The 14,715-nt window shown below is 64.2% G+C and carries 2 protein-coding genes; both read left to right on the plus strand.

The window, feature by feature from the left end; all coding sequences use genetic code 11:
- On the plus strand, positions 1–5,523 hold a 5,523-nt coding region (locus MMG91_RS28555; RefSeq protein ID WP_310661425.1), incomplete at its 5' end, for a non-ribosomal peptide synthetase.
- A gap of 4 nt (positions 5,524–5,527) precedes the next feature.
- Positions 5,528–14,715: non-ribosomal peptide synthetase (locus MMG91_RS28560; RefSeq protein ID WP_310661426.1), on the plus strand; the 9,188-nt coding region annotated here is incomplete at its 3' end.

The raw sequence follows: 14,715 nt of genomic DNA on the forward strand, positions 1-14,715 counted from the left end.
CTGAACCTGACCCCGCTGCCCCAGGTCACCGGCACCACGCAATTCGACTTGAGCCTGTCGCTCAACGACGACGGTGACACCATCAGCGGTCAGTTCGAGTACGCCACCGACCTGTTCGACGAAAGCACCATCGTGCGTTGGGGCCGGCACTTCCTGCACCTGCTGGACGCCCTGCTCGATGACGTGGAGCAACCGCTGGCGACCCTGCCGTTACTGGATAATCAGCAACGCCNTCAGTTCGAGTACGCCACCGACCTGTTCGACGAAAGCACCATCGTGCGTTGGGGCCGGCACTTCCTGCACCTGCTGGACGCCCTGCTCGATGACGTGGAGCAACCGCTGGCGACCCTGCCGTTGCTGGATAATCAGCAACGCCAGCAACTGCTGGAGGCGTTCAACCCGGCCAGCGTCGCCCTGGACGAAAGCCCGAGCCGTTTCCCCCACGCCGTCTTCGAAGCACAAGTGATCCGCACCCCGGATGCCGTGGCACTGGTCTGCGCCGGGCAAGCGCTCAGCTATGCGCAGCTCAACGCCCAGGCCAATCGCATTGCTCACCGCCTGATAGCGCTGGGCGTGCAACCCGACGATACCGTCGGCCTGTGCGCGCGCCGCAGCCCGGAGATGGTGATCGGCTTGCTGGGCATCATGAAGGCCGGCGCGGCCTATGTACCGCTCGACCCGCAATACCCGGCGGAACGCCTGGCTCACATGCTGGCCGACAGCACGCCACGGGCACTGGTTCGCCAGCAAGGTCTGGAGGCACTGCCGGTGCCCGAGGGTCTGGTGACCCTCGAACCGGGTTGCCCGTCGCTGCTGCAATTGCCTGCGCACAACCCTCAGGTACCGGAGCTGAACTTCGGCCATCTGGCCTACGTGATCTACACCTCGGGGTCCACCGGGTTGCCCAAAGGCGTGATGGTGGAGCATCAGGGCCTGCGCAACTTGCTGGACTGGTACCTCGACGACCTGGCGTTCAATGCCACGGATGCCGTGTTGCTGGCCTCGTCCTATAACTTTGACCTGACCCAGAAAAACATCCTGGCGCCGCTGATGGTCGGTGCCACCCTGCACCTGGCCGAAGAACCTTTCAACCCCGCCGCCATCGTCGCGCAGATCGCCGAGGCCGGCATTACCCACCTCAATATGTCGCCAAGTGCCTTCCACGCGCTGGTCGATGCCGATCGACATCAGGCCTTGGCCTGCCTGAAACGGGCGGTCCTGGGTGGCGAACCGATTCAGATCGCCATGCTGGAAAAACTCGCCCAGCCACGGCCAGCGGTGATCAACAGTTACGGGCCGACCGAGTGCAGTGACGTGGTCGCCTGGCACACGGCGGATACCGACCTTGCGACCTACCGGGACCAACCGATCCCGATCGGCAGGCCGATCCGCAATATGCAACTGCATGTACTGGACAGCCACGGGCAACTGTTGCCGTTGGGTGTGCACGGCGAGATCCATATCGGTGGCGTGGGTGTGGCGCGCGGCTATCTCAATCGCGAAGCGCTGAGTGCTGAACGCTTTATCGCCGATCCGTTCTCCGGCGCGGCCAACGCTCGCCTGTACAAGACCGGCGACATCGGTCGCTGGTTGCCCGACGGCACCCTGGAATATCTGGGGCGTAACGACGATCAGGTAAAAATCCGTGGCTTGCGCGTCGAACTGGGGGAAATCGAAGCCGTCCTCGCCGCACTCCCGGGTGTGCACAAAGCCGCAGTCGTTGCCCGCGATCACCAGCGCGGGAGCAAACGCCTGGTGGCCTACCTGTGTGGCGAACCGGCAGCGGCTGAACACTTGCGCGCAGCGCTCTTGAACCACCTGCCGGACCACATGGTGCCCAGCGCTTTCGTGGTGCTGGACGCGCTGCCGCTGACCCCTAACGGCAAACTCGACCGCCGTGCCCTGCCCGAACCGGATCAAGACGCCTACGCCAGCCGGGCCTATGAGGCACCGCAAGGCACGGTGGAAGTGACCATTGCCGGCATCTGGCAGCAACTGCTGGGGCTCGAACGCGTCGGACGCCATGACGGTTTCTTCGAGCTCGGCGGCCACTCGCTGATGGCGGTCAGCCTGATCGAACGCCTGCGCGAACAAGGCCTGAACGCCGATGTCCGCAGTGTCTTCAGTGCCCCGAGCCTACGGGAGCTGGCCCTGGCCCTGACACATGCCGAAGACTTGGCCTTCCAGGCCCCGGCCAATCGCATCCCGGCCGCTTGCCACGCACTGACCCCGGACATGTTGCCACTGGTGGAGCTGACTCCAGCCCAGCTCGAACGCATCGTCGCCGCCGTGCCCGGCGGCGCGGCGAACATCCAGGACATCTACCCGCTGGCGCCATTGCAGCAAGGCATCCTGTTTCATCACCTGCTGGGGCATGAAGGCGACGCCTATCTGGTGCGCTCGATGCTCGAATTCGATGATCGCCAGTGCCTCGATGACTTTATCGCGGCCTTGCAACAGGTGATTGATCGCCATGACATATTGCGCACCGCCGTGCATTGGGACGGTTTGCCCCAGGCGGTACAAGTGGTACAGCGCCAGGCGCGGTTGCCGGTGCACAGTGTCACCCTTGACAGCCACAAAGACCCGCTCGGCCAGCTTGAAGCCCTGAGCGATCCACGGCAGTTGCGCCTGGACCTGCGTCAGGCACCGCTGATGCGTGCCTGCATCACCCGCGATCCGCATTCCGAGCGCTGGATGCTCGCGCTGCTCAATCACCATATGGCCAGCGACCACGTGACCCTGGAAATCGTTCTGGAAGAAATCCACGGGATTCTCCACGGCCAAGGCGACAACCTGCCGACACCGCACCCCTATCGCGACTTCATCGCCCAGACCCAGGCCACCCCGGCCCGGTTCCACGAAGCCTATTTCCGCCGCCGTCTGGCCGACGTCGATGCGCCCACCGCGCCCTTCGACTTGCTAGAGGTGCAAGGTGACGGCAATCACATCGAAGAAGCCAGTGTGCAGCTGAGCGTCGAGCTCAACCTGCGCATCCGGGCCCAGGCCCGGGAACGGGGGATCACCCCGGCGGTGCTGTTCCATGTCGCCTGGGCGCAGGTACTGGCCCGTTGCACCGGTCGCGATGACGTGGTGTTCGGCACCGTGGTCGCCGGTCGTCTGCAAGGTTCAGCGGGGGCCGAACGCGCCCTCGGGGTGTTCATCAACACCCTGCCGGTGCGGGTGCAACTGGCCGAAGGAGGCGCCAATGACTTGGTGCTGACGACCCACCGCGACCTCAGCGAACTGCTGGCCCACGAACAGGCTTCCCTGGCCCTGGCCCAACGCTGCAGTGGCGTGGCCGCCGCTTTGCCGCTGTTCACCACCTTGCTCAACTACCGACACCAGAGCGATGACAGCCAGTTGCAATGGCCGGGCATGCGCATTCTGAGCAGCGCCGAGCGCACCAACTACCCGCTGACCCTGTCGGTCAACGATTACGGCGATGCCTTGGGGCTGGCAGTGCAAAGCGTGCGAGCGGTGAACCCGCAACGCATCTGTGCCTTGATGCAGCGCGCCCTGGAGCAACTGACCCAGGCGTTGATGTACACGCCGAGCCTCCCGGTCACGCAACTGGATGTGCTGCCACCCCAAGAGCGCACCCTGCTGCTGGAAACCCTCAATCAAACCCAGGTGGATTACCCGACGCACCTTTGCATTCAACAGCTGTTCGAAGAGCAAGTGCGGCGCACCCCCGATGCCAGTGCTCTGGTCGATGGCCAGCGTCAGCTCGGTTATGCCGAACTCAACGCCCAGGCCAACCGCCTTGCCCATCACCTGATCGCCGCGGGCACCCAACCGGGAGATCTGATTGCGATTTGCGTCGAACGCGGCGCGGCAATGATCAGCGGTCTATTGGCCATTCTCAAGGCCGGCGCCGCCTACGTGCCGCTGGACCCGACTTACCCGGCCGAGCGCCTGGCGTCGATTGTCGAAGATGCCCAGCCACGCTTGCTGTTGGCCGATCCCGTTGGGCGAGCAGCCGTGGGCCCGCTGCAAGGCAACACCCGCTACCTGGCCATCGAACAGGCGCTGCCGACGGAGCTGAGTGCGCACGATCCACATTTCGACGCCGCCACCCTGACCCCGGCGCATCTGGCCTATGTGATTTACACCTCCGGCTCTACCGGCAAGCCCAAGGGCGTGATGATCGAACACCGTAACCTGGTAGCGTCGACCCTGGCCCGGTGCACGGTGTATGCGCCAACTACCGATCAACGCTTCCTATTGCTGTCGTCGATGGCTTTCGACAGTTCCGTGGCGGGGATCTTCGGCACCCTGATCAGCGGAGGCACCTTGTGCATCCCGGATGCCGATACCGCTCGCGACCCCGAAGCCATCGCTCGCTTCATCACCGAACAGGCCATCACTTCGCTGTTGTGCGTGCCTTCCCTCGGGCGCCTGGTACTGGCCAGCCTTGGCGCCACGGGCGGTCGCAGCAGCCTGCGGGAGATGATCGTCGCCGGTGAAGCCTGCCCGACCCTGTTGGTGCAAGAGTGCGCCGGATTCGAACCGGCCATTGCCCTGTACAACGAATACGGCCCCACCGAAGCCACCGTCTGGGCCACGGTGCATCGCTGCACGCCCGATGAACAGGGCTCGGTGCCGATTGGTCGGCCGATCCCCAACACTCGCCTGTACCTGCTCGACAAGCAGGGCCTGCCGGTGCCGCTCGGCGTGCCGGGCGAGCTCTATGTGGGTGGCGCCGGGGTGGCCCGAGGTTATCTGAATCGTCCGTCGTTGAATGCCGAACACTTCCTCACTGACCCGTTCGGCCTGACCGATGAGGCGCGGATGTACCGCACCGGCGATCTGGTGCGCATGCGCGATGATGGGGTAATCGAGTTCCTCGGTCGCAACGACCAGCAGGTGAAGATCCGCGGCTTCCGTGTTGAACCCGGCGAAATCGAAAGCCTGATGCTCACCCTGCCGGGCGTGCGTGAGGCGGCGGTCATCGCTCGCGAAGATGCACCGGGGGCGATGCGCCTGGTGGCTTATCTGAGTGTCGAGCCGCACCTGGCCGGTCGCAATGCCAGCAGCACGCTGCGGCCTTACCTGACCTCTCAGTTGCCGGACTACATGGTCCCGGCGGCATTCGTGGTGGTCGAGCGGCTGCCGTTGACCCCTAACGGCAAGCTGGACCGCCGCGCCCTGCCGGCCCCCCGCGCCGAGGACTTTGCGTACCGCCAGTACGAAGCGCCCAACGGCGAAACCGAAGCGCTGCTGGCGGCGATCTGGACCGACCTGCTGGGCCTGGAGCGGATCGGCCGTCACGACGATTTCTTCGAACTCGGCGGCCATTCGCTGCTGGCGGTGCAAGTCACGCTCCGGGCGCGAGAAACCTTCGGCGTCGAAGTGCCGCTTCGGGGGCTGTTCGAACACCCGTCGCTGCTGGCCCTGGCCGACCTGATCAACACCCTGCAGCTGGCGCAATACGAGTCGGATGAACTGCTGGACCTGCAACAAGAAATGGCTTCGCTGTCTGAAAGCGAACTGCTCGCTATCGTCTCCAAGGATGCTTAATAAATTGAACGAACATAACGATAGTCTCGACCAGTTGAAACGTGCCGCACTCCTGCGCCTGCTCAAGCAACGCGGCGCAACACGGGTCATCGATACCACCCCTGACGACATGGTTGCCGTGGACCGCGCCGGTCCGCTGGCGCTGTCGTTCGCCCAGCAGCGGCTGTGGTTCCTCGATCAGTTGGACCCGACGGCCAGCGCCGCCTACCACATGCCGGCCTCGTTGCTGCTGCATGGCACTCTCGATCAGGCAGCGCTCAAGGCGGCTCTTGACCGTCTGGTGGCCCGGCATGAAAGCCTGCGCACGACCTTCGAACGCCAAGGTGAACACCCGGTACAAGTCATCGCCCCGGCGCACTGCGGCTTTACCCTGATGGAACACGACCTGAGGCACTTGCCCCGGGAGCAAGCCGAACAGCAAACAATTCGCCTCACCGAACGCGAAGCGGCGACGCCGTTTGATCTGCTGCAGGGGCCGCTGATCCGTGGCAGCCTGCTGCGCCTGACAGACGATGAGCACCTCCTGCTGATTACCCAGCACCACATCATCTCCGACGGCTGGTCCATCGGCGTGCTGGTCAAGGAATTCGCCGCGCTGTATCAGGCATTCAGCAATCAACAGGCCGATCCGCTGCCGCCGCTGGCCCTGCAATACGCCGACTACGCCGCGTGGCAACGCCAGCACTTGAATGGCGAGCGCCTGAGCCAGCAAGTGGAGTTCTGGCGTAGTCATCTGGCCGGCGCCCCGGCCATGCTCTCGCTGCCGACCGACCGGCCACGTCCGGCGGTACAAAGCTATCGCGGCGAGACCCTGGGGTTCGATCTGCCCGCGCCGCTGTCCAGCGCCATCGGCCAGTTCGCCCAGTCTCGCGCCGCGACGCCGTTCATGACCTTGATGGCTGCCTGGGCGGTGTTACTGGCGCGGATCAGCGGCCAACAGGATCTGGTGATCGGCACTGTCGCCGCCAACCGCGACCGCCAGGATGTGCAGTCGCTGATCGGTTTCTTCGTCAACACCCTGGCCCTGCGCATCCGCCTGGACGCCAACCCGACCCTCGATCAGGTGCTGCAACAAGTCAAAGACCTGATGCTGGAATCCTCCACCCGCCAGGACACGCCGTTCGAGCTGGTGGTCGAAGCCCTCAAGCCACCGCGCAGCGCCAGCTACAGCCCGGTGTTCCAGACCATGCTTTACACCAATGCCGGGGGCGCCGGCGGCCAGTTGCAACTGCCAGGACTGAACCTGGAATTCCTGCCTTCGCGCAAGGACAACACCCAGCACGATCTGTCCCTGCACATCGACGAAGGCGGCCCGAGCCTGGCCTGCAGCCTGTCGTATTCCACCGCGCTGTTCGACGCCTCCACCATCGAACGCCTGGCGGCGCGCTTCGAGCGACTGCTGCGCTGTTTCACTGAAGCCCCGCAAACCCGTATCGCTGCGCTGGAGCTGGACCCGCTTCTGGCCCTGCCTGAGGTCACGGCACTGGCGCACCTGCCGGAACGGGCGCCACTGTCTTACCACCAGGAACGGCTGTGGTTCGTCGATACCTTCGAGACCGGCTACCTGTACGAGGCCAATCCGGTCTATCACAACATTGCGCTGCTGCTGGAACTGACGGGCGAGATCAATCAGCCGGCCCTGCAAACCGCCTTCGACGGGTTGTTGGCCCGCCACGACATCCTGCGCTGCCGAGTGTTCTCCGATGGCGCCAGCGCCTGGCAACGCTTCGACGGCGCCGCGACGCTTGCGCTTGAATTGATTCAGAGCAGCATGCACGACATGGCGGCCCAAGCCCTGGCCGAAACGCGCCGTCCATTGACCATGAACGGCGGCAGCCTGGTGCGCGCCACCCTGGTACGGGCGGACGAAAACAACGCCGTCCTGGCCATTGCCGTGCACCACTTGCTGGCCGACCGCACTTCCATGCAGTTGCTCAAGCGCGACCTGCTGGCCCTCTATGAAGCCGCCTGCGCCGAACGCAGCGCCGAGCTGCCAGCGCTGTCCCTGCGCTATCACGACTTTGCCGCCTGGCAACGCAACCTGCCGGCCGCCGTCCGGGAAAACCTGCGCGCCTGGTGGGCCTATCAATTGCGCGGCAAGCTGCAAGCCCTGGAACTGCCGTTGAATCGGCCGCGGGCAGCGGTGCATGTATTTGCCGAAGCCACCCATGAATTCGTGATCGAGCCGGCGCTGGTACGGCGCCTTGAAACCCTGGCCCGGGAAGTCGGCGTGAGCAGCGACAGCCTGGCCTTGAGCGCCTTTACCGCCTTGTTGCGCCGCTACGCGGGGCACGATGAGCTGATCGTCGGCACCACGGCGGCCTGTCGCGAACCGGCCTTGCGCGATGTCGTGGGGCCGCTGGACAACCTGTTGGTCATGCGCGGAGCCTGCGACAGCGACACCACCCTGCAACAGCTATGGGAGCAGACCGCCAGCCACCTGACCCAGGCGCTGCGGCATCGCCACATGCAGTTCGACCAGTTGGTCCTGGCCCTCAACCCAGCCAAGGACATGAGCCGCACCGCGCTGTTCGACGTGCTCTTCAACTTCCAGCACAGCACCGACACCCACACGCTGGTGGCGGGTCTGGCGGTCAATACCCTGGAAACCAACCTGGGTTATGGCAAGAACGACCTGCACCTGCTGATCACTGCCGGTGAGCAGCACTGGGCCGGGCATCTGGCGTACAACGCGGAGTTCTTCGACCGCGAATTTATCCAGCAGTTGATGGGCCATTACGTGCGCGTGCTCGAAGCCGTTGTCGATAATCCGCAGCAGCGTGTCGACGACGTGCCCCTGCTGGATACCACCGAGCGTCAGCGACAGATCCTCGACTTCAACGACAGCGAAGCGGCCTGGCCCGACAGCCTGACCTTGCATCAGATCTTCGAGGAACAGGCACGCCAGACCCCGGAACGCATTGCCGTCAATCTGGGCCAGGAACGCCTGAGCTATCGCCAGCTCAATGAGCAGGCCAATCGCCTGGCCCATCGATTGCGTGCCTCGGGCGTGCAGCCGCAAGCGTTGGTGGCCATCGCACTGGATCGCTCCTTGCAGATGATCGTCGCCACCCTGGCAGTGCTCAAGGCCGGCGCCGCTTATGTGCCGATCGACCCGAGCTCGCCGACAGAACGCATCGCCTATGTGCTCCAGGACAGCGGCGCGCGCACAGCCATTGCCCATCGGGACATGAGCCCGGCGTTGCAAGCACTCGGCGTCGAAGTGTTTGATGCCGAACCGACAAGCACGGCCCCGGACATTGGTAACGCTGCCGCCAACCTGCCCAACGTCAACGCCCCGGATCACCTCTGCTACGTGATCTACACCTCAGGTTCCACCGGTGAACCCAAGGGTGCGCTGCTGGAACACCGCAATGTCGTGCGGCTGCTGCATAACAATCGCTCGGACTTCCAGTTCAATGCCGATGATGTCTGGTCGCTGTTCCACTCCAATGCCTTCGACTTTTCGGTCTGGGAAATCTTCGGTGCCCTGCTCTTCGGCGCTCGCCTGACCCTGGTGCCCGAGGCCCTGCGCCGCGACCCGGGGGAACTGCTCGGTTTCCTCGAAAGCGAACAGGTGACGGTCCTGAACCAGACCCCGTCGGCATTCCATCAACTGAGCGCGGCGGCCCTGACGCGACCGGATGTGCGTCTCGAACGGCTGCGCTATGTGATTTTCGGCGGGGAGAGCCTGGAGCCGGGCAAGCTCGACGCCTTCCATCGCGCCTTCTCCCATGTGGCGCTGGTGAACATGTACGGCATCACCGAAACCTGTGTGCACGTCACCTACAAAACCATCGGTGCGGCGGATATCGCCGCGGGCATCTCCAATGTCGGGCGGCCGATTCCGACTACCGTGGCCTACGTCCTCGACGCCCGACAGCGTCTGTTGCCCGTGGGCGTGGCCGGTGAAATCTGCGTTGGCGGGCTGGGGGTCGGTCGCGGTTACCTGAACCGTGCGCAACTGAGCGCCGAACGCTTTATTGCCGACCCGTTCCGCCCCGGCGAGCGGCTGTACCGTTCGGGGGACCTGGGCAAGTTACTGAACAACGGTGAAATCGTTCACCTGGGCCGGATGGACGCCCAGGTGAAGATTCGTGGTTTCCGTATCGAGCTGGGGGAGATCGAAGCAAAACTGCTGGCCTGCGACGGCGTGCGCGAAGCGCGGGTACTGGCCCGTGATGACGTGAGCCAGAGCAAGCGGCTGATCGCCTACCTGATCGCTCAACCGGGGGTTGTGCTGGAAGTGGCCGCTTTGCGCAAGCAATTGGGAGCCACCCTGCCCGACTACATGATCCCGAGTGCCTTCGTCAGCCTGAACGCGTACCCGCTCACCGCCAACGGCAAACTGGATCAGGACGCGTTGCCGGCACCGGACCTGGACGCTATGTCCGAGCGCGGCTATACCGCTCCCGAAGGTGCCACCGAACAGGCCCTGGCGCAGATTTTCCAGGAGCTGCTGGGCCTGGAGCGCGTGGGTCGCCATGACAGTTTCTTTGAATTGGGCGGGCATTCGCTGCTGGCCGCGCAACTGGTTTCCCGGGTGCGGCAACAGCTGGGCGGCGAACTGATGCTGCGTGAGCTGTTCAGCCATCCGACCGTGGAAGAGCTGGCCCGGGTCGTGGGGGGCCTGCAAACGGTCAGCACCGAGACCATCGGCATCGCCGACCGCAACGCACCGCTGGCACTGTCCTTTTCCCAGCAGCGCCTGTGGTTCCTCGACCAGCTCGATTCCAGCGCCGGCACCGCTTACCACATGCCCGCGTCCTTGCTGCTGCGCGGCGATCTCAATCATGTCGCACTCAAGGCCGCACTGGACCGCCTGGTGGCGCGGCACGAAAGCCTGCGCACCACCTTCGAACGCCATGGCGAACAGCCGGTGCAGATCATCGCTCCGGCGAACTGCGGCTTTGCGCTGGCCGAGCAGGATTTGCGGTCTCTGCCCTATGAGCAAGCGAGCATCACCGCGTCCCGCATCGGCAACAGCGAGGCCACGGCAGCGTTCGACTTGCGCCAGGGGCCGCTGATTCGTGGTCGCCTGCTGCGCCTGGCCGATGACGAACACATTCTGCTCATCACCCAACACCACATCATCTCCGACGGTTGGTCGGTGGGTGTATTGGTCAGGGAATTCGCCGCGCTTTACCGGGCATTCTGCCAACACCAGGCCGACCCTTTGCCAGCACTGACAGTTCAATATGCCGACTACGCCGCCTGGCAGCGCCGGGCCCTCGATGGCCAGCGCCTGAGCCATCAGGCCGACTTCTGGCGTGAGCACCTTGGCGGCGCGCCGTCGCTGTTGTCCCTGCCCACCGATCGCCCGCGCCCGGCGGTGCAAAGCTATCGGGGCGGTGACGTCCCGGTGGAAATCACCCCGGCACTGCGCGAACGTCTGGAACACTTCTGCCAGCAGCACAACGTCACGCTGTTCATGGCGTTGCTCAGTGCCTGGTCGGTACTCATGGCACGCCTGGGCAACGAACGGGACGTCGTGATCGGTGTGCCAACGGCTAACCGTGGCCGCACCGAAACCGAAAACCTGATCGGCTTCTTCGTCAACACCCTGGCCCTACGGGTAGACCTTGGGCAAGAGCCGAGCGTGGCGCAGCTGCTGGAGCAGATCAAGCAGACCACCCTGGCGGCCCACGAGCATCAGGACATTCCTTTCGAGCAAGTCATCGAAGCCTTGCAGCCGCCGCGCTCTCTGAGCCACAACCCGCTGTGCCAGGTTGCCCTGTCACTGGACAATACCCCTTGCGGCGGTGAACTGAGCCTGCCCGGCCTGACTCTGACCCCTGTGGCTCAGGCCCATGAAACCTCGCAGTTCGACCTGATGCTGACACTGGGCAATGATGGCGGCACGCTGGCCGGGGTGATCGAATACGCCAGCGACCTGTTTGATCGCTCGACCGTGGAGCGTTTCGCCCAGCACTTCCAGACCTTGCTTGAGGCGATGGTCGAAGATGTCGAACAACCGGTGCTCGGCTTGCCATTACTCAGCCAGGCACAGCGTCAGGACTCACCGGCGACGCTGCCGCCCAAGGCCGTATTCGCCCCTGGGCTGCTGATTCATCAGCGCTTCGAACAACTCGCCGCCGCCCAGCCCCAGAGCATCGCGCTGGTCTTCGGTGAACTCGAACTGAATTATCAGACACTCAATCGCCGCGCCAACCGCATCGCCCGAGCGCTGATCGGCCAAGGCGTGCGTCCCGATGACCGAGTGGCGATTCTGGCCCAACGCGGGGTGGAAATAGTCTGCGCGGTACTGGCCGTGCTCAAGGCCGGTGCGGCGTATGTGCCGCTGGACCCGGCCTATCCCGCCGAACGCCTCGGCTATTTGCTGGCGGACAGCGCACCGGTGGCCTTGCTGGCCCAACCCGCCTGCCTCGACGCCCTGCCGCCGCATGCGGTGCCGGTGCAGAGCCTCGACGATTACGCTGCAACAGACGACCTGACAGACCTGTCCCTGGACCACAATTTTGAGCCTGATGTACTCGGTCTGACGCCGCAGCATCTGGCCTACGTCATTTACACATCGGGTTCTACCGGGCTGCCAAAAGGTGTGCTGGTGGAGCACGGCAATATCGCGCGGCTGTTCGACGCCACCGCCGAGTTGTTCGACTTCGGCCGCAACGACGTGTGGACGCTGTTCCACTCTTTCGCGTTTGACTTCTCGGTCTGGGAAATCTGGGGTGCCCTGAGCTATGGCGGCAAGCTGGTGATTGTCCCGAGCGACGTGGCCCGTTCCCCCGATGACTTTTACGCGCTGGTTTGCCAACAACATGTCACGGTGCTGAACCAGACGCCGAGCGCCTTCCGCCAGCTTATCGCAGCCCGCGAGCGCAGCGACCAGGAGCATGGTCTGCGCGAAGTGATCTTCGGTGGCGAGGCGCTGGACATGCGCAGCTTGCGGCCATGGACTGCGCGCACAGCGCTGGCCCGCACCCGCTTGGTCAACATGTACGGGATCACCGAAATCACCGTGCACGCCACCTACTATCCGGTCAGCCAGGGTGACATCGACGCGGGTGCTCCCAGCCTGATCGGCCCGGCGCTGCCGGACTTGTGCCTGCGCATTCTCGATGACTACCAGCAACCGGTGCCGGTGGGCGTCAACGGTGAGATCTACATTGGCGGTGCCGGTGTGGCCCGGCATTACCTGAACCGCGACGAACTCAATGCCGAGCGGTTCATCAGCGATCCGTTCGCCGTGGAACCGGGGGCGCGGCTGTATCGCACGGGGGACATCGCCCGCTACCGCGCCGACGGCGGCATTGTTTACGTGGGCCGCAACGATTCGCAGATCAAGATTCGTGGTTTCCGCATCGAGCTGGGAGAAATCGAAGCCCAACTGCTGGCCTGCGCCGAAGTCCGCGAAGCCCTGGTGACCGTGCGCGAAGACCTGCCCGGCGACAAACGGCTGGTGGCGTACCTGATCGCCCATGAAGGGATCGTCCCTGAGTCCTCGGCCTTGCGTAGCCAACTGGCGAGCGTACTGGCCGAGCACATGCTGCCGAGCGCCTTTGTGACTCTGCCGGCCTGGCCGCTGACCAACAACGGCAAGCTGGACCGCAGCGCCTTGCCGGCACCGGACGTGTCCGCCGCCGCGAGCCAGCACTACGAAGCACCGCTGGGGGACATTGAAATGACGCTGGCCAGCGCCTGGAGAGAGTTGCTTGGGCTTGAACGAGTGGGTCGTCAAGATCACTTTTTCGAACTCGGCGGCCACTCATTCCTGGTCATCAGCTTGATCGAGCGTCTGCGTCAGGCCGACCTGCAACTGGATGTACGCACGGTCTTCTCCGCCCCGACGCTCAAAGCCATGGCCGCGGTCCTCGCCGGCGGCAGCAACACCCGGCGAGTCGTCCCGGCGAACATGATCCCCGCCGATTGCTCGGCGATCGAACCGCAGATGTTGCCGCTGGTAACCCTGAGCCAACAGGAAATCGAGCAGATCGTCGCCGATGTCCCCGGCGGGGCCAGCAATGTGCAGGACATCTACCCGCTGTCGTCGCTGCAGGAAGGCATCCTGTTTCACCACTTGTTGCAGTCCGAAGGCGACGCTTACCTGATGCGCACCGTGGTGACGTTCAGTGGTCGCCCATTACTCGATGACTTCCTCGCCGCGGTGCAAGTGGTGATCGACCGCCATGACATCCTGCGCACCGCCCTGCGCTGGCACGGTCTGCCGCAGCCGGTGCAGGTGGTCCATCGTCAAGCGCAACTTCCGGTCATTACTCTGGACAGTGTCCCCGGTGAAGACGCCTTGCAAATGCTCCGTGACCGTACGGACACCCATCATCTGCGACTCGATCTGCAACGGGCACCGCTGATCGCGGCGTATGTCACCTACGACGCGACTCGGGAACAGTGGCTGCTGGCGTTGCTCGACCATCACCTGGTCAGCGATAACGTCACCTTGCGCCTGATCATGCTGGAGATTCAGGCGGTTCTGGCCGGCCAGGCCGACAGCCTGCCGCCGTCCCAGCCCTATCGCAATTTCATCGCTCAGGCCGCCACGGTGTCCCAGGCCGAACATGAAGCCTACTTCCGTCGCTTGCTGGCCGATGTTGACTCCACCACCGCGCCTTACGGCGTGCTGGATGTACGGGGCAACGGCGCCGGGATCAAACGCGCGGTGGAACACTTGAGCGACGACCTCAGTGCGCGGGTGTATCGCACGGCACGGGATCAGGGCGTACCAACGTCAGTGCTGTTCCATGCGGCCTGGGGCTTGGTCGTCGCGGCCACCAGCGGGCGCGACGACGGGATTTTCGGCACGGTGCTCTCGGGCCGCTCCCAAGGCACTGCCGGCGCCGACCATGCGCTGGGGATGTTCATCAATACCTTGCCGATGCGCATTCGCTTGCAGCAAAACACCGTCAGCGACATTGTCCGGGACGCTTACCAGCAGCTCAGTGAACTGCTGACCCACGAACAGGCTTCCCTGGCCCTGGCTCAACGTTGCAGTGCGGTGGATGCCTCCCTGCCACTGTTCACGGTCATCCTCAACTGTCGTCACGGCGATCTGGTGAACGCGTCCGGGGAAAACGTCGAGGACATGGGCGACCACGAAGGCATGCACTTTATTGCCTCCGAAACCCGTACCAACTACCCCATCGAAATTGCCGTGGCGAACGTGGGCAGCGGGTTCTCCCTGACCGCTCAATCCATCACCGGCATCGACCCGCA

It is taken from the genome of Pseudomonas sp. JL3, assembly GCF_031570575.1.
In the GTDB taxonomy this organism is placed as follows: Bacteria; Pseudomonadota; Gammaproteobacteria; order Pseudomonadales; family Pseudomonadaceae; genus Aquipseudomonas; species Aquipseudomonas cucumis.